Origin of the sequence: Citricoccus sp. NPDC055426 (genome assembly GCF_040677445.1) — a bacterium.
Taxonomy (GTDB): domain Bacteria; phylum Actinomycetota; class Actinomycetes; order Actinomycetales; family Micrococcaceae; genus Citricoccus.
The window spans coordinates 807,445-831,010 of record NZ_JBFARZ010000001.1; the positions used below are offsets into that span (position 1 = coordinate 807,445).

At 73.0% G+C, this 23,566-nt stretch carries 22 protein-coding genes; 12 read left to right on the forward strand and 10 right to left on the reverse strand.

What is annotated here, in order from left to right; genetic code table 11:
* Positions 1-51: 51 nt before the first annotated feature.
* From AB0K08_RS03715 to AB0K08_RS03725, 3 genes are read left to right on the forward strand one after another with little or no spacing between them, the layout of a single operon-like run.
* The gene (locus AB0K08_RS03715) at positions 52-1,455 is read left to right on the forward strand and encodes an MFS transporter (RefSeq protein ID WP_363351744.1); all 1,404 of its coding nucleotides are present in this window, start codon (positions 52-54) and stop codon (positions 1,453-1,455) included.
* Positions 1,448-3,643: a molybdopterin oxidoreductase family protein gene (locus tag AB0K08_RS03720; protein WP_363351746.1), complete on the forward strand. Its 2,196-nt coding sequence runs from the start codon at positions 1,448-1,450 to the stop codon at positions 3,641-3,643. Before AB0K08_RS03715 ends, AB0K08_RS03720 begins: the two co-directional genes overlap by 8 nt.
* Positions 3,633-5,246 (forward strand): FAD-dependent oxidoreductase, encoded by a 1,614-nt coding sequence (locus tag AB0K08_RS03725; protein WP_363351748.1) that lies wholly within the window; start codon positions 3,633-3,635, stop codon positions 5,244-5,246. Before AB0K08_RS03720 ends, AB0K08_RS03725 begins: the two co-directional genes overlap by 11 nt.
* On the opposite strand, the gene AB0K08_RS03730 is transcribed toward AB0K08_RS03725, so the two are convergent.
* Genes AB0K08_RS03730 through nirB form a run of 3 tightly spaced genes read right to left on the reverse strand, consistent with a single transcriptional unit; the run spans position 5,218 to position 9,649 of the window.
* Positions 5,218-6,342 (reverse strand): uroporphyrinogen-III synthase, encoded by a 1,125-nt coding sequence (locus tag AB0K08_RS03730; protein WP_363351750.1) that lies wholly within the window; start codon positions 6,340-6,342, stop codon positions 5,218-5,220. The two genes, AB0K08_RS03725 and AB0K08_RS03730, sit on opposite strands and share 29 nt — an antisense overlap.
* The gene (cobA, locus tag AB0K08_RS03735; RefSeq protein WP_363351752.1) at positions 6,339-7,112 is read right to left on the reverse strand and encodes a uroporphyrinogen-III C-methyltransferase; all 774 of its coding nucleotides are present in this window, start codon (positions 7,110-7,112) and stop codon (positions 6,339-6,341) included. Before cobA ends, AB0K08_RS03730 begins: the two co-directional genes overlap by 4 nt.
* Complete coding sequence (gene nirB, locus AB0K08_RS03740) at positions 7,112-9,649, reverse strand: nitrite reductase large subunit NirB (protein WP_363351754.1); 2,538 nt, start codon at positions 9,647-9,649, stop codon at positions 7,112-7,114. Before nirB ends, cobA begins: the two co-directional genes overlap by 1 nt.
* A 191-nt stretch (positions 9,650-9,840) precedes the next feature.
* Between nirB and nirD the strand changes: the two genes are divergently transcribed.
* The 9 genes from nirD to AB0K08_RS03785 all read left to right on the forward strand — a co-directional run bounded on the left by nirD (position 9,841) and on the right by AB0K08_RS03785 (position 18,154).
* A complete protein-coding gene (gene nirD / locus AB0K08_RS03745) occupies positions 9,841-10,209 on the forward strand; it encodes a nitrite reductase small subunit NirD (RefSeq protein WP_363351756.1) in 369 nt (122 codons plus the stop codon).
* On the forward strand, positions 10,206-10,964 hold the full coding sequence (locus tag AB0K08_RS03750; protein ID WP_363351758.1) for a CbiX/SirB N-terminal domain-containing protein: 759 nt from the start codon (positions 10,206-10,208) through the stop codon (positions 10,962-10,964). The genes nirD and AB0K08_RS03750 overlap by 4 nt, the downstream gene beginning before the upstream one ends.
* Complete coding sequence (locus AB0K08_RS03755) at positions 10,913-11,134, forward strand: hypothetical protein (RefSeq protein WP_363351760.1); 222 nt, start codon at positions 10,913-10,915, stop codon at positions 11,132-11,134. Before AB0K08_RS03750 ends, AB0K08_RS03755 begins: the two co-directional genes overlap by 52 nt.
* A gap of 146 nt (positions 11,135-11,280) precedes the next feature.
* Positions 11,281-14,178 carry an esterase-like activity of phytase family protein gene (locus AB0K08_RS03760; RefSeq protein ID WP_363351762.1) on the forward strand — a complete coding sequence of 966 codons (2,898 nt, stop codon included), beginning with the start codon at positions 11,281-11,283 and terminating at the stop codon, positions 14,176-14,178.
* Positions 14,179-14,280: 102 nt separating this feature from the next.
* Entirely contained in the window at positions 14,281-14,730 is a 450-nt protein-coding gene (locus tag AB0K08_RS03765) for a MaoC family dehydratase N-terminal domain-containing protein (protein WP_363351764.1), read from the forward strand.
* The gene (locus AB0K08_RS03770; protein ID WP_363351766.1) at positions 14,730-15,143 is read left to right on the forward strand and encodes a MaoC family dehydratase; all 414 of its coding nucleotides are present in this window, start codon (positions 14,730-14,732) and stop codon (positions 15,141-15,143) included. The genes AB0K08_RS03765 and AB0K08_RS03770 overlap by 1 nt, the downstream gene beginning before the upstream one ends.
* Entirely contained in the window at positions 15,140-16,237 is a 1,098-nt protein-coding gene (locus tag AB0K08_RS03775; protein ID WP_363351768.1) for a UDP-N-acetylmuramate dehydrogenase, read from the forward strand. Before AB0K08_RS03770 ends, AB0K08_RS03775 begins: the two co-directional genes overlap by 4 nt.
* 76 nt (positions 16,238-16,313) lie before the next feature.
* Positions 16,314-17,117, forward strand: a complete 804-nt coding sequence (locus AB0K08_RS03780; protein WP_363351770.1) for an SGNH/GDSL hydrolase family protein — start codon at positions 16,314-16,316, stop codon at positions 17,115-17,117.
* A gap of 62 nt (positions 17,118-17,179) precedes the next feature.
* On the forward strand, positions 17,180-18,154 hold the full coding sequence (locus AB0K08_RS03785; protein ID WP_363351772.1) for an NAD(P)/FAD-dependent oxidoreductase: 975 nt from the start codon (positions 17,180-17,182) through the stop codon (positions 18,152-18,154).
* 10 nt (positions 18,155-18,164) lie between these two features.
* Here AB0K08_RS03785 and asd read toward each other — a convergent pair whose 3' ends face one another.
* From asd to AB0K08_RS03820, 7 genes are all read right to left on the reverse strand, one after another.
* A complete protein-coding gene (asd, locus tag AB0K08_RS03790) occupies positions 18,165-19,340 on the reverse strand; it encodes an aspartate-semialdehyde dehydrogenase (protein ID WP_363351774.1) in 1,176 nt (391 codons plus the stop codon).
* A 10-nt stretch (positions 19,341-19,350) separates the two neighbouring features.
* Complete coding sequence (locus AB0K08_RS03795; protein ID WP_363351776.1) at positions 19,351-19,569, reverse strand: NF038396 family protein; 219 nt, start codon at positions 19,567-19,569, stop codon at positions 19,351-19,353.
* Complete coding sequence (locus tag AB0K08_RS03800; RefSeq protein ID WP_363351778.1) at positions 19,566-20,045, reverse strand: dihydrofolate reductase; 480 nt, start codon at positions 20,043-20,045, stop codon at positions 19,566-19,568. The genes AB0K08_RS03795 and AB0K08_RS03800 overlap by 4 nt, the downstream gene beginning before the upstream one ends.
* 46 nt (positions 20,046-20,091) lie before the next feature.
* Positions 20,092-20,910 (reverse strand): thymidylate synthase, encoded by an 819-nt coding sequence (locus AB0K08_RS03805; RefSeq protein WP_363351780.1) that lies wholly within the window; start codon positions 20,908-20,910, stop codon positions 20,092-20,094.
* The gene (locus AB0K08_RS03810) at positions 20,907-21,296 is read right to left on the reverse strand and encodes a GntR family transcriptional regulator (protein ID WP_363351782.1); all 390 of its coding nucleotides are present in this window, start codon (positions 21,294-21,296) and stop codon (positions 20,907-20,909) included. The genes AB0K08_RS03805 and AB0K08_RS03810 overlap by 4 nt, the downstream gene beginning before the upstream one ends.
* A complete protein-coding gene (locus tag AB0K08_RS03815; RefSeq protein ID WP_363351784.1) occupies positions 21,293-23,095 on the reverse strand; it encodes a hypothetical protein in 1,803 nt (600 codons plus the stop codon). The genes AB0K08_RS03810 and AB0K08_RS03815 overlap by 4 nt, the downstream gene beginning before the upstream one ends.
* 95 nt (positions 23,096-23,190) lie before the next feature.
* A complete protein-coding gene (locus tag AB0K08_RS03820; protein ID WP_363351786.1) occupies positions 23,191-23,550 on the reverse strand; it encodes a GNAT family N-acetyltransferase in 360 nt (119 codons plus the stop codon).
* Positions 23,551-23,566 lie beyond the last annotated feature (16 nt).

The window sequence follows — 23,566 nt, forward strand, 5'->3', positions numbered from 1 at the left end:
AACACCCCCTTGGCATCGTGGCGGTCAACCGCGAGCCGAGAGGGAACAGCCATGGCGTTGACCGCAGCCCAGACGTCCACCACCCAGCACCCCGGTGCCGCCCCGCCCACCGACCGCCTGGTGGTCGGCCCGGGGCGGTGGGTCACGAACTGGCGGCCGGAGGACCGGGACTTCTGGCAGGGCCCGGGCCGGCCGGCGGCCCGGCGGAACCTCTACTGGTCCGTGTTCTGCGAGTTCCTCGGCTTCGCCGTCTGGCAGCTGTGGTCCGTCACCGTGGTCTTCCTCCCGGCAGCCGGGTTCGAGCTGACGACCTCCGAGCAGTTCTGGCTGGTGTCCCTGCCCCCGCTCGTGGGTGCCGTGCTGCGGGTGCCCTACAGCTTCACCGTGGCCCTCTTCGGCGGACGCAACTGGACCGTCGTCTCCGCGCTGCTGCTCCTGATCCCCACGGTGGCGTTGGCGATCGCGCTCTCCAATCCGGCCACCCCCACCTGGGTGCTCTTCGTGGTGGCCGCCACCGCCGGGTTCGGCGGGGGCAACTTCGCCAGCTCCATGGCCAACATCACCTTCTTCTTCCCGGCCCGGGAGAAGGGCGCGGCCCTGGGGCTCAACGCGGCGGGCGGGAACCTCGGGGTGGCCGTGGCCCAGTTCCTCGTCCCGCTGGCCGTGACGCTGCTGGCCTTCGGCACGTTCGGCCCGAACCTGTCCATGGCCGGGTTGATCTGGATGCCGCTGATCCTCCTGGCCGCCTGGGGCGCCCATCGGCACATGCACAACCTCTCGCACGCCCGCAACGACCTCGCCGGCTCGCTCTCGGCCCTGCGCGAGCCCCACCTGTGGCTGATCGCCGTGATCTACGTGGGTACCTTCGGCTCCTTCATGGGTTTCGGCTCGGTGTTCCCCACCCTGATCTCCCTCATGTTCCCGGAGTTCTCCAGCCTCGACCTGTGGGGGGCCGCCATCTCCATGGCCTTCCTGGGCCCCCTGGTGGGCTCCCTGGCCCGGCCCCTCGGCGGCTCGCTGGCGGACCGCGGCGGCGGCGCCCGGGTGACCGTGGCCTGCTTCGTGGCCATGGCCGCCGTCACGGCCGCCGTGGTCCTGACCCTGCCGTGGCAGAACTTCTGGCTCTACCTCGGGCTGTTCCTGGCCCTGTTCACCCTGACCGGCCTCGCCAACGGGTCCAGCTACCGGATGATCCCCCTGGTGTTCCGGCTGACCGTGGCCCAGGACGATCCCGTGGGCCACGAGCGCAAGTCCTCCGCCGCCCTCGGGCTCATCGGGGCCCTCGGCGGCTTCGGCGGGTTCATGATCCCGCAGGTGCTGCGGGCCTCCCACGAGGCCAACGGCTCCTTCGACGCCGCCTTCTGGTGGCTCGCCGCGATCTACCTCGCGCTGGCCGTCTTCACCCTGGCGGTCTACCGCCGCCCCGGCTCGAGGCTGGCAGGTGCCCATGTCTGAGCCGGCGTCTGAGACCCGCACCCACTGCCCCTACTGCGCCCTGCAGTGCGCCATGACGCTCTCGGTGGACGACGCCGGCCCGGCCGGCACCGCACCCACCGTCACCGTGGCCGGTGCCTGGTTCCCGACCAACCGGGGCCGGCTCTGCCGCAAGGGCGCCACGGCCGCCCGGCTGCTGGGGGACCGGCCCGACCGGCTCACGGTCCCGCTGATCCGGGAGGGCGCGAACCGCCAGGCCACAGCCCTCCGGGAGGCCAGCTGGGACGAGGCGCTGGACCTGGTGGCGACCCGCCTCACCGCCCTGCAACACCGGCACGGGCCGGACGCGATCGGCATCTTCGGCTCGGGCTCGCTGACGAACGAGAAGGCCTACACCCTGGGCAAGTTCGCCCGGACGGCCCTGCGCACCTCCCGGATCGACTACAACGGCCGCTTCTGCATGGCGTCCGCGGCCAAGGCCGCCACCGAGGTCCTCGGACTGGACCGGGGGCTGCCCTTCCCGCTCACGGACCTGGACGAGGCCTGCACGGTGGTGCTGTTCGGCTCCAACGTGGCGGACACCATGCCGCCGTTCGTCCAGCACCTGCAGAAGGCCCGTGACCTGGGCGGGCTGATCGTGGTGGACCCGCGCCGCTCGACCACCGCCCAGCTGACCGAGGGCGGCGCCGGACACCACATCGCCCCGGCCCCGGGCACGGATCTGCCCCTGCTGCTCTCCCTCGCCCACGTGCTGCTGGCGGAGGGGCTGGCGGACGAGCGCTACCTGGGCCGGCGGACCACGGGCCTCGAGGACTTCCGCCGCAGCGTGGTGGACTGGCGGCCGGAGCAGGCCCAGGCCGTCTGCGGGGTCTCGGCGCTCCGGATCCGCTGGCTGGCGAGGCACCTGGCCGCGGCCGCCCGCGCCGCGAAGGCCGGCGGGGATCCCGTGGTGATCCTCACGGGCCGGGGCGTGGAACAGCACCGGGACGGCACGGACACGGCGAAGGCAGCCATCAGCCTGGCCCTGCTGCTCGGGCTGCCGGGCACCCGCCACGGCGGCTACGGCACCCTCACCGGCCAGGGCAACGGCCAGGGCGGCCGGGAGATGGGACAGAAGGCGGACCAGCTGCCGGGACTGCGCTCGATCACCGCTCCGGCCGACCGTCAGACGGTCGCAGGCCGATGGGGCACCACCGCGGAGGCGCTGCCCGGTCCCGGGCTGCCCGCCACCCAGCTGCTGCACACCCTGGGCACCGAGCGAGGAGTCAAGGCCCTGCTGGTGCACGGGGCCAACGTGGTGGTCTCCGCCCCGGACGCCCTCCAGGTGGAGCGCGGACTGCGGGCCCTGGACCTGCTGGTGGTCTGCGACTTCTTCCTCTCCGAGACGGCCGCGCTGGCGGACGTGGTGCTGCCCGTGCTCCAGTGGGCGGAGGAGGACGGCACCCTGACCAATCTCGAGGGCCGCGTCCTGCGCCGACGCCGCGCCGTCACCGGGCCGGCGGGGGCGCGGTCCGAGCTCTGGATCCTGGCCGAGCTGGCCCGCCGGCTGGGCAGCACGGTACCCCTGGCCGAGGAGCCGGAGGAGGTCTTCGCGGAGATCCGCCGCGTGACCGCCGGCGGCCCGGCCGACTACTCGGGGCTGGACTGGGACCGCTGCGCCGAGGTGGCGGCGTACTGGCCGCTGACCGAGCCGCCGAGCACCGAGACCACCCCCGAGACCACCGAGACCGGGGAGCCGGTCCTGGGCACCCCGCGCGTCTTCACCGATCGCTTCGCCCACCCGGACGGCCGGGCCCACCTGGGCACCATCACCGTCCGCGGGGCCCAGCCCGCCTCCGCCCAGGGACTCACCCTGACCACGGGGCGGCTCATGGAGCACTATCAGTCGGGAACCCAGACCCGGCGGGTGGCGGAGCTGCTGGGCGTCCACCCCGAGGCCACGGTCAGCGTGCACCCGGCCACCGCGGCCCAGCACGGACTCACCGACGGCGGGCGGGCCGAGCTGCGCAGCGCCACCGGGACCGCGCGGGCCCGGGTGGTCCTGGACGCCGGCCTGCGCACGGACACCGTGTTCATGCCCTTCCACTTCGCGGGCGTCGGGGCGGCGAACCGGCTCACGGCGGGGCTGCTGGACCCCCGGAGCCAGATGCCGGAGTTCAAGAGCACCCCGGTGGACCTGCATCCCGTGGGGGCGCACGATGACGACTGACCGTCCGCTGCGCATCGTCGTCGTGGGCGGCGGGCCCGTCGCCGCCCGGCTCGTGCAGGAGCTGCGCCCGGCCCTGGAGTCCGGCGCCGCCCGGGTCACGGTCCTGGGTGAGGAGCCCCTCCCCGCCTACCAGCGGATCCGGTTGGGCGAGGTCGCCAGCGGGCGCCTCGACGGCTCGGAGCTGGCCCTGGCCCAGTCGGCCGACGAGGAACGGGACGGCGTCGAGATCCGGTGCGGGGCCGCCGTCGTATCCCTGGACCGGGACCGCAAGACCGTCACGCTCGCCGGCGGAGCCGAGGTCGGCTATGACCGGCTCGTGCTGGCCACGGGTGCCAGCGCGCTCATCCCGGACTTCCCGGTCTCCGGGACCAGGGGCCGCGGCATCTCCGTGGCTCCGGCGGCCGGTGCCCGGCCGGAGGGCGTCATCGGCCTGCGGCAGATGCAGGAGGCCTGCCGGCTGCGCGAGGCCGTGCGCTCCGGAGAATCCGTGGCCGTGCTCGGCGGCGGCGTCCTGGGGGTGGAGGCGGCCCTGGCGCTCGCCGAGGTCGGCGCGGAGGTCAGCCTGCTCCACCGGGGCCAGACCCCACTGGGACGCACCCTGGACGTGGACGCCGGCCGGCTGCTGCACCGCCAGCTCGTGGACGCCGGCGTGCAGGTCCGCCCGGACTGCGGGATCCAGGAGCTCGTGGTCGCGGCCCGAGCCCAGGACCGGGCCACGGACCGGGACGGCATCCCGTACCTCACCGCCCTCCGCACCACGCAGGGGCGCCGGATCCCGGCGACGCTGCTCGTGGCCTGCACTGGCATCCGTCCCCGGGACGAGCTGGCGGCGGCGGCCGGACTGGACACCCTGCCCCGCGGCGGGATCGTGGTGGACCGGACCGGGAGGTGCCCGGAGGATGCGGCGGTCTTCGCCGTCGGCGACTGCGCGGCCCCGCTGGGGGCCCGGCCGAGCGGGCTGATCGGCCCCGGCTGGGAGCAGGCGCGTTCCGCCGCGCTAGCCCTGCGCGGTGAGGCCGGGCATCCGGAGGACACGGACCTCGATGCCGCCGGGCGTCCCGTCCCCGTCCCGTCCCCGGTCCCGCCGGGCCACCGGCTGGACCCGATCATCGTCAAGTCCCACAGCCTCTCCGTGGCCTGCGCGGGGAGCCCCTCCGTGGACCCCGCGCTGGACCCGTGGGACCCGCGGGGCCCGCACGTCTCCACCTGGGCGGACCCCGCGGCGGGGCAGTACCTGCGCATCGTCTCCGAGGGCGATCGGCTGCTGGGGTTCGTGGCCATCGGCCTGCCGCGGACGGCGGCCGAGCTGTCCCGGCACGCGGGGACGGGGACGCTGCCGGCGGCGGACCGCTCGGCCCTGCTGGCCCTGGAGCACGCCGCCGGGGACCGCGAGCTGGGTCCGGAGGACGTGCTGTGCCGGTGCTCCGGGGCCACCTTCGGGCAAGTCGAAGAGGCTGCAGCGGCCGCGGATACGGATAGCACCACGGTGGACGAGGTGGGACGTCGCTGCGGGGCCGGGACCGGGTGCGGGACGTGCCGCGAGAGGATCGGTGCGCTGCTGGCGGCGGGGGCCGTCAGACAGCGAGCCGGTAGCCCCGCTTGACCACCGTGGTGATCAGGCCGGGTACCGGCAGGGCCTTGCGCAGGCGCCAGACGAGCATCTCGAGGGCGTGCTCGGACTCGCAGTGGCGCAGCGAGCCGAGCAGCTGCTCCCGGGACAGGACCGCGCCCTCGGCGTCGATCAGCTCCCGCAGCAGCGCCAACGGTCCGGGCGGCAGCCGCACCGGCTCCCCGCCGAGCTGCGGCAGCAGGACCTGGGAGCCGCGGATCTCCAGCGGCCCGTGCGGGGTCACCAGGCGGAGGATCTGCTGCCGCTCCAGGTGCTCGCACACCAGGCGGATCATGGCGCCGAGCCGCCACCGGGTGGGGATGAGCGGCTGCAGCCCGGCCTCGTGCAGGGGGCCGGCGGTGACCTTCCCGACGACGGCCGTCGCCACCTCCGTGCGCAGCGCCTCGAGCAGCGGGTCCAGCCGGCCGTGCTGCTGCGCCACGGCCAGGAAGGCCTCGACCGCGGGGGCCGCCGTGAAGGTCAGCACGTCCAGCTGTCGCTCGATCACGGCGTCCATCAGCCGCAGCAGGGGAGAGTCCTCGGCGGGCCGCGCCCACGTGTAGGGCATCACCGTCAGGACCCGGGCCCCGGCCTTCTCCAGCCGCCCGATCTGCCGGTGGTCGAGCATCCCGTGCAGCTGGAACGCCACCGTCCGGCCGAACAGGTCCCGGGCCAGCAGCAGGTCCACGAGCGAGGCGGTGCGCTCGTCCCCGGGGGCCCCGGCGTCCCGGAGGCCGGCGGCCAGCACCGCCCCGCGGGCCTTGGGGCCGCGTACCAGGATGGCGGAGGCCTCCAGGGCCTCGTGCAGCTGGGGACCGATCCCATAGGCGTCCGCGGCCTCCATCCACCGCCGCATCCCGTAGGCCGTGGTGATCACGGTGTAGTCCGGCAGTGCGGCGATGACCCGGCGCGTGTCCCGGTGCAGGGTGACGGACTCGGTCAGCGGCGCGATCCGCAGGGCCGGGGCGTGCAGCACCGTGGCGCCGCGGCGCTCGAAGGCGGAGATCAGGTCCTCGCTGCGCCGGTCCGAGGTCACGCCGATGCGGAACCCGGCGAGGGTCTGGGGCAGCTGGGGCGCGGGGGCGCTCATGTGCCGCGCACCAGCTCGCGCAGATGCTGCTCCGCCCCCGGGGCCACCCGCACCACCTCCCCGATGACCAGCACGGCGGGGGAGGCCAGGCCCGCCACCGCGGCGGCCAGCTGGATCTCCTCCAACGGGGCGATGCACACCCGTTGCTCCGGGGTGCAGCCGCGTTCCACCAGGGCCACCGGGGTGTCCGGGGCCAGTCCGTGCCGGATGAGGCCGGCGGCCGTGTGCCCGAGGGTGCCGACGCCCATCAGCACCACCGTGGTGCCGCCCAGCTGGGCCAGCCCGGCCAGTGTCCGTTCGCTGAGCGGATCATGGCCGGTGATCACGGTGAAGGAGGAGCTCAGCCCGCGGGCCGTGACGGGGATCCCGGCGGCCGCCGGCACCGAGACCGCCGAGGTGATCCCGGGGACCACGCTCACCGGGACCCCGGCCTCCCGGCAGGCGGCGACCTCCTCGCTGCCCCGGCCGAAGACGAAGGGATCGCCGCCCTTGAGCCGCACCACCCGCAGTCCGGACCGCGCCGAGGACACCAGCAGCCGGTTGATCCGCTCCTGCGGCACCCTGTGGTGGCCGGGCCGCTTGCCCACGTCCACCCACCGGGCCTGCGGGGCCCAGTCGGCCAGCTCGTCGGTGGGGGCCAGCCGGTCGTAGAACACGACGTCGGCCTGGCCGAGCAGGCGCAGGGCCCGCACCGTCATGAGGTCGGCGGCTCCGGGGCCGCCGCCGACGAGGGCCACGCTGCCCGGTTCCAGGACGCTGCCCGGCGCCATCAGAGCCCACCCCGCAGCGGGATCCGCGGTCCGGCTACCACGGGTGGACCGTCACCGTCCGGTGCGTTGACGAAGCCGCGGAACCGGCGCAGCCGTTCCGGGTCCTCGAGGGTCGCGGCCCATTCGTCCCGGTAGGTCAGCTGGTGCGCGGCGACGACCTCCTCCAGGTCCCGGCCGATCCCCAGGGAGTCCCGGACCACCACCTCGTGCACGTGGTCGATGCCGCCGGGGAGCTCCTCCATCCACCGGGCGGTGCGCTGGAGCCGTTCGGCGGTGCGGATGTAGTAGACCACGTAGCGGTCGATGTACCGCAGCAGCGTCTCGTCGTCGAGGTCCTTGGCCAGCAGCTGGGCGTGGGCCGGGGTGGCGCCGCCGTTGCCGCCCACGTACAGGTTCCAGCCCTCCGGGGTGGCGATGACCCCGACGTCCTTGCCGCGGGCCTCGGCGCACTCGCGGGCGCAGCCGGAGACGCCGAACTTCATCTTGTGCGGGCTGCGCAGCCCCCGGTACCGCTCCTCCAGGCTGATGGCCATGGCCACGGAGTCCTGGACGCCGTAGCGGCACCACGTGGATCCCACGCAGGACTTCACGTTGCGCAGCGCCTTGCCGTAGGCCTGGCCGGATTCGAAGCCGGCGGCCACCAGCCGGGCCCAGATGGCGGGCAGCTGTTCCAGCCGGGCCCCGAACAGGTCGATCCGCTGGGCGCCCGTGATCTTGGTGTAGAGCCCGTACTCCTGCGCCACCTCCGCGATCACGGCGAGCTTGGCCGGGGTGATCTCGCCGGCCGGGATGCGGGGGACCACCGAGTAGGTGCCGTCCTTCTGCAGGTTGGCCAGGGCGCGGTCGTTGGTGTCCTGCAGCCCGCCCCTGCCCGCCTCCAGGATGTACTCCCCGTGCAGGGTGGCCAGCACGGAGGCCACCACGGGCTTGCAGATGTCGCAGCCGAGGTTGAGGCGCGGATCGGCGGGGGTGCCGAAGCGGGCGACGATCTGGCTGAACGTGGTCAGCCGGGTGCCGCGGACGGCCTCGAACATCTCGGACCGGGACAGGGCGAAGTGCTCGCACAGCGCGGTGGAGACCTCCATCCCCAGTTCCGTCATCTGCTGCTCCATGACCTTCTGGGCCGCGGGCAGGCAGGAGCCGCACTGGGTCCCGACGCCGGTGCACGCCTTCAGCGCCCCCAGGTCCGGGCAGCCCTCGCACACGGCCCGGCGCAGGGCGCCTGCGCTGACGTCCCGGCAGGAGCAGATCTGGGCGTCATCCGGCAGGTCCAGGTCCAGGGGCGCGCCGCCGCCGGCCGCGGACAGGAACGCCCCCGCCTCCCCGGGCAGCTCGCGGCCCAACAGCGGACGGAGGGAGGGATAGGGGGTGGCGTCGCCCACGAAGATCCCGCCGAGCAGGGTCCGTGCGTCCTCGGAGACCACGAGCTTCTGGTAGACGCCACCGGTGGGATCCGCGTAGACCACCTCGAGGGCGCCGGGGGTGCGGGCGAAGCCGTCTCCGAAGCTGGCGACATCCAGCCCGGAGAGCTTGAGCTTGGCCGCCGTGTCGAAGCCCGGGAAGGTCCCGGAACCACCGCACAGCCGGTCCGCCACCACCTCGGCCATCGTGTTGGCCGGAGCCACCAGGCCCATGCACTCGCCCCGGAAGCTGGCGACCTCGCCGATCGCCCAGACGTGCGGGGCCGAAGTGGCGCAGGTGTCGTCGATCGCGAAGCCGCCCCTCGGTCCCTGTTCCAGGATCCCGGCCCCCAGCTCGTCCCGGGGCGTGATGCCGGTGGCCGCCACCACGAGGTCCACCTCGAGCTCCGCACCGGAGCCGAAGCGCAGCAGCCGGCCTGCCGGCCGCTGCTCCCGCCGCTGATCCAGAGCGGTGGGGCGCTCGCCGAGCTGCAGCGAGTAGCCCTGGCCGTCCAGCAGCCGGTTCAGGGTGCGTCCCCCGAACTCGTCCAGCTGGGCGTTCATCACCCAGGGCCGGGAATGGACCACGGTGACGTCGGCTCCGAGGACCCGCAGGCCGCCGGCGGCCTCCAGGCCCAACAGTCCGCCGCCGATCACCGCGGCCCGCGGCGTGCGCCCGAGCGTGGCCGTCAGCTCCGCCACCTGGTCACGCAGCCGATCGACGTCGTCGATGCTCCGGTAGACGACCATGTCCTGTGCGCCGGGGATGTCCGGCCGGGCGGCCTCGCTGCCGGTGGCCAGCACGAGTTCGTCCCACGCGTGGGTGGAGCAAGCCCCGGCGCCATCCACCGCAGCCAGGGCCCGTGCCGCGGGGTCGATGCCGGTGACCCGGCGGCCGATGTGCAGCTCGAGGCGCGCGTCTTCGGCGGGCAGGGGCCCCAGGGACAGCGCGTCCTGAGGGTCCGTGAAGCGCCGGGACAGCGCCACCCGGTCATAGGGGGCCCGCGGCTCCTCGGTGAACAGGGAGATCCGCACCTCCTCGCGGCGGGCCAGCAGGGCCTCCACCAACCGGTGGGCGGCCGGCCCGCCGCCGACCACGGCGATCCTCGGCCCGCCGGGCCGTTCATCAGAGCTCATCGTCATGGGTCCATCCCCTCGCCTCGTAGGCCACCCACGCTAGGAGGGTGCCGTTTCCCTGCCGTGTCACCGGTGTAACGAGCCGATGACGCCGCCCTCACCGAGGGGGACCGCGCCGGAGAGAGGAGAACGTTGCACGGGCGAAACATCCCCGGACCGCCCCGGAAACACCCGCTTCCTAGCGTGGTGCCATGACCCTCACAGCAGCCCCTGCGGTACCCCAGCCATCCATCGCCGGCACCTGGCAACGGGTGTGCCCGCTCGATGCCCTCGAGCCGCTCTGGGCGGAGGCCGCCCTCGTGCGGGGGGAGCAGGTGGCCCTGGTCCGCCTGCCCTCGGACGAGGTCTTGGCCGTCTCGCACTGGGACCCGCAGTCGGAGGCCTTCGTGATGGCCCGCGGTATCGTCGGCTCCCGGGACGGCACCCCGACGCTCGCCTCCCCGCTGCACAAGCAGGTCTACGACCTGTCCACGGGCCAGTGCCTCTCCGACCCGGACCTGCGGATCCAGACCTTCCCCGTCCGGGTCAGAGGCCGGATCGTCGAGGTCCTGGCCGCATGAGCGCCCTTCCCACTCTCCTCGCCGTCTCCCACGGCACCGCGGACCCGGCCGGCCAGGCCCGGATCTCGGCGCTCGCGGAGGCCGTGGCCGGCCGGACCGCCGCGGAGGTCCGCCTGGCCCACGTGGACGTCCAGTCGCCCCGGGTGGGGGAGGCGTTGGCGAGCCTGCCGGAGCACCGGCCGGCCGTCGTCGTGCCCGTGCTGTTGTCCGCGGGCCACCACGTCCGGGTGGACCTGGCCCGGGCCGCCGCCGGCCGCAGCCCCGTGGCCGGCGCGCTGGGACCGGACGAGCGCCTCGTGGACGTCCTGGTGCGCCGGACGCTGGAGGCCGGATTCGTCCGCGGCCGTCACCGGGTGGTGCTGGCCGCGGCCGGATCCACCGACGCCGCCGCCGTCGCCGATTGCCGGGCCGTCGCCGGTCGCCTGGCCCACCGGCTGGGCACCCCGGTCTCCGACGCCTACCTCTCGGCCGCGCACCCCACCGTGGCGGCCGCCGTCGGCCCCGGGGGAGACGGGTCCCCGGAGTGGCCGGTGATGGTGGTGAGCTACCTGCTGGCCCCGGGCTATTTCCACTCCCGGCTGGCGGCCGAGGCGGCCCGGGCCGGGGCCGAGGCCATCACGGCCCCGCTGCTGGGCACCTCCGGTCCCGTGCCGGGGGAGCTGGCGGATCTCGTGGTGGCGCGTTTCGCGGCTACCGTAGAGGGGTGTTCAATCCCTGGGACAACGGCTCGAGACCGTACCGCATCACCCTGCTGACCGGCACGGGGCTGATCCTGCTCGGCATCATCCTGGCCGTGCTCGGGGGCGCCGTGAGCCTGCTGCCCATCCAGTGGACGGCGATCGGGCTCATCGGCCTCGGCCTCGTGACCCACCTCGCGGCGCAGGTCCTGCGCGCGCGGGATGCCCAGCGGCGGAACCGCGGCTGAGCCCACCAGCCAGGCCGAGAGCCGGCCGATGTCACCGCCCGGTGGCCGGGAGTTCACCAGGGTGTCGCCCAGCGGTCACCGGAAGCGGGGAGAAGCGGGATTGGATGGGCGGGCCCCACGCCGTTCTCGGAAGGAATCCCCTCGCCATGAGCATCCATCATCGTCTGTCCGGTGCCGTCGCACTGGGCCTCTCCGCGGCCCTGACCGTGGGGTTCGCCGCCCCGGCCTTCGCAGCTCCCACTGCCCCGGAGGCCCCCGCCGTTCCCGCCGGCGAGGCCGCCGACGGTCATGCGTTCCACCGTCTCGCCACGCTTCCCGCCTATGAGAACCAGCTCGCCGCGGACGAGGGCGCGGACCGGTCCGCGCCCACCGTCGCCGAGATCTCCACCGTCACCGCGGACGGCAACACCGTGATCCACACCGACGCCGAGGCCGGGGGCATCGGCTTCGTGGACATCACCGACCCGGAGAACCCGGCGGCGGACGGCTTCAAACCCACCGACGGCTCGCCGACCTCGGTGTACGCCACCGAGGCCTACATCATCGTGGTCACGGACAAGACGGAGGACTTCGAGGACCCGGCCGGCAAGGTCGAGTTCTGGGACCCGGAGACCCGCGAACTGATCCACGGCGTGGAGCTCAAGGGCCAGCCCGACTCGATCGACGTCTCCCCGGACGGCACCACCGCCATGATCGCCATGGAGAACCAGCGTGACGAGGACCGCGAGGACGTGGACGGGGGCCTGCCGCAGCTGCCCGCCGGCGAGTTGGCCGTGATCGACCTGTCGGTGGAGGACATCACGTCCCTGTCCGCGGACAGCATCTCCTACACGGACCTGACCGGGCTCGAAGGCCTGGACACCCCGGAGGACCCGGAGCCGGAGTACATCAAGTTCTCCCCGGACGGCACCAAGGCCGCCCTGACCCTGCAGGAGAACAACGGCGTGGTGGTCTTCGACGCCGTGGGCACCGTCCTCGATCACTTCTCGGCCGGTACGGTCACCGTGGACGGCATCGACACCGCCGAGGACGGCAACCTGTCCCTGGACGGGGCCATCACGGACGCCGTTCGCGAGCCTGACGCCATCGGCTGGGTCGGCAACAGCCACGTGGCCACCGCCAACGAGGGCGACTGGAAGGGCGGCAGCCGCGGCTGGACCGTCTTCAACGCGGACCCGGAGTCCGAGGGCTTCGGCGGGGTCGTCTGGGACGCCGGCAACACCTTCGAGAACATCGCCCACCGCTACGGCCAGTACCCGGAGCATCGCTCCGAGAACAAGGGCTCCGAGCCCGAGGGCCTGACCGTGGAGACCTACGGGGACACCACCTACGCCTTCGTCGGATCCGAGCGCGGCAATTTCGTGGCCGTGTACAACGTCGACGACCCCGCCAACCCGGTCTTCACCCAGCTGATGCCCTCCACCAACGGCCCCGAGGGCCTGCTGGCCATCCCGGAGCGCAACCTCATGATCGTCTCCTCCGAGGAGGACGACGCCGAGGTGGGCGTCCGTGCCACCGTCCAGGTGTACCGCCTGGGCCAGGGCCCGGCGGACGTCCCGACCCTGAAGTCCGCCGACCGGCCGGGGGAGCCCGGCCAGCCGATCACCTGGTCCGCCCTGAGCGCACTGTCCGCCGTCCCCGGCGAACCCGACCAGGTCTACGCGGCCCCGGACAGCTTCCTGTCCCCGTCCCGCATCTACACCGTGGACACCACGACACAGAACGACGGCGGCCCGGCCACCATCCTCTCCGAGCTCACCCTGGAGAGGGGGTACGACATCGAAGGCCTCTGGGCCGATGAGGACGGCACCTTCTGGCTGGCCGTCGAGGGCACCGCGGTGAGCGACGGCGAGGTCGGCTCCGAGGGCAACCGCCTGGTCCTCGTGGACGCCGAGGGCCAGGAGATCGCCTCCGTGGAGATGCCCGCCGAGATCGCCGCGGGCCTGAAGGGCCAGGGCTTCGAGGGCATCACCGGCTACGGCACCGGCGAGGACGCGGTGCTCTACGCCGCCGTCCAGCGTGAGGCCGCCGGAGAGGACTTCGCCCGGATCGCGAAGTTCACCCCGGCGGCCGACGAGGGCGCCGGTGCTTGGGAGTGGTTCGGCTACGAGCTCGGAACCACCGAGACCCAGGGCGACTGGATCGGCCTGAGCGAGATCACCGCCGTGGACGAGGACACCCTCGCCGTCATCGAACGGGACAAGTTGAACGGCCCGGACGCCTCCATCAAGAAGGTCTTCACGGTGGACGTCCCGGAATCCGGCGCGGCCACGGATGCCCCGGAGCAGGTCGAGGTCCTCGAGAAGACGGAGGCCATCGACGTGCTGCCGGCGCTGCAGGCGCTCAACGGCTGGACCCAGGAGAAGCTCGAGGGCCTGACCATCGCCGGCAACGGCAACGTCTATGCCGTCACGGACAACGACGGCGTGGAGGACGCCACCGGCGAGACCGTGTTCCTGAACCTGGGAGCGGCCGAGGAGCTCTTCGCCGCGGACCTGGTCCCCGCGTTCACGGACAACGCTCCGGGCTCCAAGCACTTCGCCCCGGTCCGCTGGCTGCAGCTGGAGGGCCTGACCAACGGGTACTCCGACGGCTCCTTCGGCAAGTACCGGGAGATCTCCCGCGGTGAGTCCCTCGCCTTCGTGTACCGGTACCTGGACCCGGAGTTCAGCCCCGAGGGTGCCCCGTTCCCGGATGTCACCGGCGAGCACACCCACTACGCGCCGATCTCCTGGGCGAAGGCGAACGAGATCACCCAGGGCTATGCGGACGGCGAGTTCAAGCCCACCCGCGAGGTCACCCGCGGTGAGTTCGCCTCCTTCCTGTACCGGGCGATCGACCCGGAGCACATGGGGCCGGAGGACACCGAGTTCACCGACGTGCCCACCTCTGATGCGGCCTACCAGGCCATCACCTGGCTGGCCAGCGAGGCCCTGTCCGTGGGCTATCACGACGGTTCCTACCAGCCCGACCGGAAGATCACCCGCGCCGAGGTCGCCACGATCCTCTACCGCTACGAGACCATGATCGCCACCGAGGGCTGACACCCGCGGGCTGACATGCCCACGGCGCGGCCTCGGGGGAGCCGGTAGGCTGGGAGGCGGCCATCGGCCGACCATCCCGTCAACCATCCCAGGAGGACCGCCGTGGGCGTGAACCCGGACCTGCAGGGGCGAGACTATCCGCCCACCGAGCCCTACGTCGTCGGCCGGGAGAAGATCCGCGAGTTCGCCGCGGCGGTGCAGGCCACCCACCCCGCGCACACGGACCTGGCCGCCGCCCAGCAGCTCGGGTACGCCGATCTGGTGGCGCCGCCCACCTTCCTGGTGACCCTGGCGCAGCGGGCCGAGGCCGTCGTCGTGAACGACCCTGACGCCGGCATCGACTTCTCCCGCGTGGTCCACGCGGACGAGCGATTCACCCACCACCGGCCGGCCGTGGCCGGGGACGAGCTGATCGGCACCACCTCGGTGGAGTCCGTGAAGACGCTGGGCGGCCACACCATGGTCACCACCGCCACCGAGATCACCACCACCGGCGGTGAGGCCGTCAGCACCGTGCGGTCCACCCTGCTGGTCCGCGGAGAGGATGCCTGATGACCGAGCTGACCAAGGGCGACTCGATCGGCTCCACCACCCTCACCCTCACCCGCGCCGACCTCGTGCGCTACGCGGGCGCCTCGGGCGACTTCAACCCGATCCACTGGTCCGAGTCCACGGCCCGCTCCGTGCAGCTGCCCGGCGTGATCGCGCACGGCATGCTGACCATGGGCGCCGCCGTCCAGCTCGTCACCGACTGGTGCGGGGACCCCGGGGCCGTGGTGGACTACCAGACCCGCTTCTCCGCCATGGTCCCCGTGGACGAGGCGGCCGGCGCCACCCTCGAGGTGTCCGGCAAGATCGGGAAGGTCAACGACGACGGCACGGTGCGGATCGACCTGACCGTCACCGACCCCGGGCACGGGAACGCCAAGATCCTGACCAAGGCGCAGGCGGTCGTGCGCCGGTGAGCGGGCCCGTGAGGCTGGCCGAGCACACCACCAGCCGCGTCGGCGGGCCGGCCGCCGACTGGATCGAGGCCACCTCGGCCACCGAGGCCGTGGAGGCGATCCGGGCCCTGGACTCCTCCGGCACCCCCCTGCTGGTCCTCGGCGGCGGGTCCAACACCCTGATGGCCGACGCCGGCTTCCCCGGCACCGTGGTCCGGCTCGCCTTCTCCGGGACGCAGGTCATGGAGGAGGAATCCGGCGGCACCACGCTCGTGCGCCTGGCCGCCGGTCAGGACTGGGACGAGGCCGTGGCCTGGACCGTGGACCAGGGCCTGACCGGGCTCGAGGCGCTCTCCGGCATCCCCGGCTCGGCCGGCGCCACCCCGGTGCAGAACGTCGGCGCCTACGGGGCGGACGTCTCCCAGACCCTGGTCTCCGTGCAGGCCTGGGACCGGGCCGCGGACGACCTCGTCACGCTCACCGCCGCGGACCTGCGCTTCGGCTACCGGGACTCCGTCATCAAGCGCAGCCTCCTGGCCTCCGACGACACCACCCCCCGCTGGGTGGTGCTCTCCGCGGACTTCCGCCTCCACCACACCGGCCGCACCGCGCCCGTGCGGTTCTCCCAGCTCGCCCATGCCCTGGGCGTGGAGGAGGGTGAGTGGGCCCCCCTGGAGACCGTCCGCCACCACGTGCTGCACCTGCGCGCGGCCAAAGGGATGGTCCTGGACCCCGAGGACCATGACACCTGGTCCACGGGCTCCTTCTTCACCAACCCGATCGTGCCCGCCTCGGTACGTGCCCGGCTGCCGCAGGACGCCCCGGCCTTCGGGGCCGGCCAGGACGAGGACGGCACCGCCCTGGTCAAGCTCTCCGCCGCCTGGCTGATCGACCGCGCCGGATTCTCCAAGGGCTTCGGGCTGGGACCGGACGAGCACGGCATCGCCGGGGCCCGCGCGTCGTTGTCCACCAAGCACACGCTCGCGGTGACCAACCGGGGCACGGCGCGCACCGCGGACCTGCTGGCCGTCGCCCGGACGGTGCGGGACGGCGTGCGGGACCGGTGGGGCGTGGACCTGCACCCGGAGCCGGTGCTGGTGGGCTGCACGCTCTGAGCGTTCGGCCACCCTTCACGGGGCCGTCACCGGCCGGCCACCGGATGGAACGCCGCAGGCCCTAGCGTCAGCCCCCATGGGCGGATTGTTCGTGGCCATCGGGGACTCCTTCACCGAGGGCGTGGGGGACTGGGACACCCGGCACCCCAACGGGGTGCGCGGTTGGGCGGACCGGGTGGCCAAGCAGCTGTCCAAGGCGGACCCGGACAGCCGCTACGCCAATCTGGCGATCCGCAGCCGACGCCTCGCGGGTGTGGTCGAGGAGCAGATCGGCCCGGCCCTGGCGATGAAGCCGGACCTCATCAGTTTCTACGCGGGCGGCAACGACCTCCTCGAGGTGCGCCAGGACCTGGGGCTGGTCCTGCGGGGGTACACCCACGCGGTGGAGCGCCTCGTGTCCTCCGAGGCGCGGGTGCTGCTCTTCACGGGCTTCGACGTCCCGCTGCACCCCGTGCTGGAGCCGTTCAAGCGCAGGAACTGGGCGTTCAACGAGCACGTGCGCGGGCTCGCCCGCCAGTATCCGGACTCCGTGACCCTCGTGGACTACTGGACGTGGGACGCCTACCGTGACCGCCGCATGTGGGACATCGACAAGCTGCACATGAACCGGGCGGGACACCGCTTCATGGCCATCCAGATCCTGAACATCCTGGGCGTGAGGCACCAGCTGGAGTTCGAGCCCTTCGGGCCCAGCGAGCGGGTGGGGCCCGTGCAGTCCCTCAGCCGGGACGTGGAGTGGCTGCGCCAGTGGGTGCTGCCCATGTTCGGCCGCCGGATGCGGGGCGTCACGCTCGGCGACGAGCTGCAGCCCAAGTGGCCCGAGCCGATCCGTCCCGCGGACGGCATGAAGAAGATGTACCGCAAGCGGCGCCGGCCGTAGCCGCATTTGCTGTTCGGCAAGAATCTTTGCGGTTCGGACAGGGTGGTTGCAGGATGGCATCCATGAGCCCAGAACATGACACCCCAGAACATAACACCCCAGAACTCGACGTCCTGGTGGCCGGCGGCGGTGCCGCGGGCCTCGCCGCCGCGGTGACCCTGGCCCGGGCCCGCCGGAGCGTGACGGTGGTCGACTCCGGCCGCCCCCGCAACGCCCCGGCCGAGGGCGTCCACGCCCTGCTGGGCCGGGAGGGCATCAGCCCGGCCGAGCTGCTCGCCGCCGGGCGCCGCGAGGCCCTCGGCTACGGGGCGGAGGTGGTGGACGGGGAGATCACCGCGGTCCGCCGCCTGGCGGACGGCCGCTTCCAGGCCACGCTGGCCGGTGGTGAAGACGGCAGCGCGGGCCCCGTCCTCACCGCCCGCCGGCTGCTCATCGCCACGGGACTCACGGACGAGCTGCCGCAGCTCCCCGGGCTGGCCGAGCACTGGGGCCACAACGTCATCCACTGCCCCTACTGCCACGGCTGGGAGGTGCGGGACCGCTCCATCCTGGCCCTGGGGACCTCGCCGAACTCGGTGCACCAGGCCCTGCTGTTCAGCCAGCTCAGCGCGGACGTGACGTTCCTGGAGGACACCGCGCACGGGCCCGGCCTGGGAGCCGAGGAGCGCCGGATGCTGGTGGCCCGCGGGATCACGGTGCTCGCGGGGGAGGCGGCCGCCGTCGAGTCCTCGGAGGAGACCGGCCGCCTCGCCGGCGTGCGGCTGGCCGACGGCGAGCTGCTGCCCGCCGAGGTGCTCGTGGTGGCCCCGCGCATGCTGGCGAACACCGAGGCATTCGAGCCGCTCGGCCTGCAGATGGAGGAGAATCCGATGGGCCGGTTCGTCTCCACCCAGGAGATGGGCCACACCACGGTGCCGGGCGTCTGGGCCGCGGGCAACTCCTCGGACCTCTCCGCCCAGGTCGGTGCGGCCGCCGCGGCCGGAACGATGACGGCCGCCCGGATCAACGCGGAGATGGTGATGGAGGGCCTGGTCTAGGCGGCGGGGCTCAGAGGTTGCCGGTGGCGATGGCGAGCATGCGGCGCACCGGCTCGGCGGCACCCCAGAGCAGCTGGTCGCCCACGGTGAACGCGGAGAGGTACTCCGGGCCCATCTCCATCTTGCGCAGCCGGCCCACGGGGATCGTCATGGAGCCGGAGGCCGCCACCGGCGTCAGGTCCGCCATGGAGGCCTCCTTGGTGTTCGGCACCACGGAGGCCCACTCGTTGTCCGCGGCGATGATCTGCTCGATCTCGTCCAGCGGCACGTCCTTCGTCAGCTTCAGGGTCAGCGCCTGGGAGTGGGAGCGCAGGGTCCCGATCCGCACGCAGAGGGAGTCGAAGGGGATCCGCTGGCCGGCGGAATGCCCGAGGATCTTGTTGGTCTCGTCCCCGGCCTTCTTCTCCTCCTTGGACATGCCGTTGCCCAGGTCGGCGTCGATCCAGGGGATGAGGGAGCCGGCCAGCGGCACGCCGAACTGCGAGGCGTCCAGGGATCCGTCGCGCTGGGCGGCGGAGACCTTGCGGTCGATCTCGAGGATGGCGGAGGCCGGGTCGGCGAGCTCGTCCGCCACCAGGCCGTGCAGGGTGCCGAACTGGTCCAGCAGCTCGCGCATGTGGCGGGCGCCGCCGCCGGAGGCGGCCTGGTAGGTCATGGCGGTGCCCCACTCCACGAGGCCGGCCTTGAAGAGTCCGCCCAGGCCCATGAGCATGCAGGAGACGGTGCAGTTGCCGCCCACGAAGTCCTTGACCCCGGAGGCCAGGCCGGCGTCGATCACGCCGCGGTTGACCGGGTCGAGCACGATGATCGAGGAGTCCTGCATGCGCAGCGTGGAGGCGGCGTCGATCCAGATCCCGTCCCAGCCGGCGGCCCGCAGCTTCGGGTAGACGGCCTGCGTGTAGTCCCCGCCCTGGGTGGTCAGGATGACGGGCAGCTTCGCCAGCGTCTCGATGTCATAGGCGTCCTGCAGGGTGCCGGCGTCCCCCTGCATCCCGGGCAGCGACGGCGCGGGCTTGCCGGCGGCCGAGGTGGAGAAGAACACCGGGTTCAGGCGGCCGAAATCGCCCTCCTCGGCCATCCGCTGCATGAGCACGGAACCGACCATGCCGCGCCAGCCGATCAGTCCCACGGTGGGGGTGGCGGCAGTCTCGGGGGTGGGCACAGTGGTCGAATCTGGGGAAAGCATGTGGGCCAGTCTACGGGCCCTCGGTGTCCGACGTCAGTGACCTGCGCTTCATCAGGGCCCACAATCCGCCGACAATGAACACCTGCGTGAGCACCACGAGGAAGACCACGCCCATCACCACGTTGCCCGTGAAGATCATCACCAGGCCCATCACGGCGGTGACCAGGCCGAGGATCGGGCACGCGATGAACGCGATGAAGGTCAGGGTGGTCTTGTTCATCAGGCTCATGGCCTCTCCCAGCGTTCGAAGCGGTAGGTCTCGTGCTCGTCCACGGCGGTGCGGCTCCACTGCCCGTCCAGGGCGGGGGCGTGGGTGTCCCCGGTGACGTCGGTGTCGATCACGGTGATCTCGGCCAGCGTCGCCACGTCGAGGGCCTGCTCGTAGAGCGTGGCCCCGCCGATCACCCAGATCAGGTCCAGCCCGTCGGCCTCGGCCGCGGCCTCGAGGGCCTCCTGGAACCCGGGGACGACGACGGCCCCCGCCTCGCGCATGGACCTCGCCGACTCCTGGCGCCGGGACACGACGATGTTGGCGCGCCCCGGCAGGGGGCGGACCTTCTCCGGGAACGAGTCCCAGGTGCGCCGGCCCATGATGACGGGGTGGCCGAGGGTGAGCTCCTTGAAGTGGGCGAGGTCCTCGGGCAGGTGCCACGGCATGGTGCCGTCGGCGCCGATCACGCGGTCCGGGCTCTGGGCCCAGATCATGCCGATGCGGCTGGTGGTGCCGGTGGTGCTGGTGGTTCGGGGTCTGTCAGACGGCAATGGGGGCCTTGATCGTCGGGTGGTGCTGGTAGTCGACCAGCGCGAAGTCCTCGAGGTTGTAACTGAACAGGTCATCCGGCGTGCGGGTGAGCTGCAGCCGCGGGTAGGGGTGCGGCTCGCGGGTGAGCTGCTGCGTGACCTGGTCCACGTGGTTGGCGTAGATGTGGCAGTCGCCGCCGGTCCACACGAACTCGCCGGGTTCCAGGCCGGTCTGCTGGGCCACCATGACGGTCAGCAGGGCGTAGGAGGCGATGTTGAACGGCACCCCGAGGAAGAGGTCCGCCGAGCGCTGGTACAGCTGGCAGGACAGCTTCCCGGGGCCGTCGTCCTGCGGGGCCACGTAGAACTGGAACATCGCGTGGCACGGCGGCAGGGCCATCTGACCCACCTCTGCCGGGTTCCACGCGGTGACGAGGTGCCGGCGGGAGTCCGGGTTGGTCCTGATCGACTCCACGACCTGGGCGATCTGGTCGATCTGCCCGCCATCCGGGGTGGGCCAGGAGCGCCACTGCACGCCGTACACCGGACCGAGCTCGCCGTCAGCGTCAGCCCACTCGTCCCAGATCTTCACGCCGCGTTCCTGCAGCCAGCGGACGTTGGAGTCCCCGCGCAGGAACCAGAGCAGCTCCAGCGCCACGGACTTGAAGTGCACGCGCTTGGTGGTGATCAGCGGGAAGGACTCGGAGAGGTCGTAGCGCAACTGGCGTCCGAAGACGCTGCGGGTCCCGGTTCCGGTGCGGTCGGTCTTGACGGCGCCGTCGGCCAGCACCTCGGCCAGGAGATCCTCGTACGGGGTGGGAATGCTCACCGGCCCAGTCTACTGGCCGCCCGGGCCACGATCTCCAGGGTCTCCTGTCGGCTGAAACCGGCCTCGCTCGCCGTCAGCACGAACTCCTCGGCGGCCTGCACGACGCCGGCCGGTGCCTCGGCATGGACGGCTCGCCCCGGCGGCGCCTGCGCCACCGTGGTGCCGTGCCGGCGCCGGGACAGGACGTACCCGGCGGCCTCGAGTTCCCGGTAGGCCCGCGCCACGGTCCCCACCGCGATCCCGAGGTCGGAGGCCAGCGCCCGGACCGAGGGGAGCCGGGCGCCGGGGGCCAGCGTGCCGTCGTCGACCAGCTCGGTGATCCGGGCCCGGAGCTGCTCGAACGGCGGGACCGGCGAGTCCAGGTCGAGGGTGATCTCGGCGCTCACGGGCGTGAGGTCTCTCGCACGGCAGCGGGCACCCGGGGGGCCGGGGCGATGAGACAGGCCACGATGAGGCCGAACAGCACGAACAGCAGCAGGCCCCGGGTCATCAGGAGCACATCCGGCAGCTCGTTGATCCCGGGATCGAAGATCGCGGAGGTGATGAAGCCGTTCCACACCTGCACGCCGGCGAGGAGGGCCGCGCCCGTCACGGCGAAGATGCCGGCGGCTCCCACCGCCAGGATCCGGTCCGCCCCGCCGGCGCGGATCGCCGCATCCTGCGCGGCGGTTGCACGCCCGAGGGCGGGCCGGCGCAGGGCCAGCCGGGCCAGGGCCAGGGAGAGGAGCGCGAACCCTGCCGTGGTGGCCGCCAGCGCTGCGGCGAGGGCCGCAGCCTGGTCGGTCTGGAAGGCCGGCACGACCAGGCAGAGCACGCTCCACACGGCGGCCAGCAGCACCGCCAGCCCGAGGGCGGGCTGGGGCCAGCGCGAGGACTTGCCGGTCGTCGAGGGCTCCTCGGCCGGGCTGTGGCCGCGGCGGACGCCGAGCTCGGTGAAACCCAGGATCGCCAGGGCGGCGGCGAAGGGCACGGCGGTCCCCAGCAGCAGGGCCCACGGGCCCCCGCGGTCGGAGGGGGCCGCCGCGACGAAGGCGAGTGCCGCCACCGCCACCACCCCGATCGGCACCGCGGCGATCCACGCGAGCAGCGCCCCGTCCAGGCGCAACCGCAGCACGGCGCGGGCCGTACCGGGCAGCGACGGTGCGCCGGACGCCCGGGGCGACCGGCCGGCGTCGTACCCCTCCAGGCCGGGCACCGTATGGGAGCCGAGCTCGGAGACGTGGGGCGAGCGCCAGAACAGCAGGACGAGCATGACGGTGATGGAGACGCCGGCCGCCCAGGGCGCGCCCGGCTGGTCGGAGGGGATGCCGTCTGTCCGCCACGCCTGCTCCCGGAGACCCTCCGACCAGACGTTGTAGCCCGCCAGGCCGATGCCGAGGACCATGGCGGCCGCGGTGCGCAGGGCCCGGTTGACGGCGATCCGGCGGACGAGGTCGTCGTCGTGGGGGTGCAGGCCGCCCAGCACCGGTCGGCGGGCGATGGTCCGCAGCACCACCGCGAAGGCCACCGGCACGAGCACCACCGCCAGCAGCAGCCACGGCGCGACGTCCTCACCGGCGCGCGCCCCGGGCTCGAACCACGAGCTGCCGCCACTGCCGAGCTCATCCCGCCACTGCTCGTCGACCTGCCGGGCCTCGACGCCCGGAGCGGTCCAGGACAGGGCCACCATGCCGAGGGCCGCCACCGCGACCAGTGCCGCGAAGCCCGTCAGGTACCTCGGCAGAAGGTCCGCGGGCCGGCGGTCCTTCAGTCGCGCGGTCCGCACCGCGCCGGACTGCCGGGGCCAAGTGTACTGGGCCACCACGTAGACCAGGGCGAAACCGAGGATCGGCCCGAGGAGGATGCCGAGCCCCTCGACCCAGCTCAGGGCGGGCACGGGGGCGCTGATGATCTCCCGGGTCAGCTCGCCCTCGGTCTCGGTGGTGACGGGGTAGGCGCCGCTGCCGAAGACCTGGTACTCCTCGGCGGTGGCCAGCCGGCTCAGCCCGGCGGTGCCGGAGGCGAAGAGGGCGATGAGCGCCGTGATCATGGCGTGGGCGCGGACGGCCCGGACGGGATCGCCGCGACCGGGACTCCACGCGGTGCCGCGCAGGATGAGGTAGAGCACCCCGAGTCCGAGCGCCAGCCCGAGGCCGGCTGAACCGGCCCAGCCGAGCCATGCGCCGCCGTCGTCCACTTCACCCATGGTGACCCCCTCGTGTCTGTATCAATGTATCAAGCCATTGACACATTGCGAAGGGGTGGGAGCGGGTGGCGCGGGAGGGTGCGGGAGGGTGGGGGCTACTCCGGCAGCTCGCCCTCGAACACCATCGGCTGGTACTCCGGGTAGCGCCGCAGGTAGTCCTGCACGTAGGAGCACTGGGGCACGATCGAGTAGCCCTCGGCCTTCAGCCGCTCCAGCACGATCGTCACGAGGGCCCGGGCGTAGCCGCGGCGCCCGAAGGACTCGTCGATGATGGTGTGCTGCAGCTCCACCACGGTGTCCTCGCCCACGGTGTGTTCGGCATAGCCGAGGAATCCGATGAACTGGTCCCGCTGCCACAACTCGATCCGACCGCGGTCGGGATCGCGCTCCACGCGCAACTCGTCGTGGACGATCTTGGGGGCCTGCTCGGATGTCTGTTCGCCGCCGGTGGTCATGTGCTGACCCTACGTC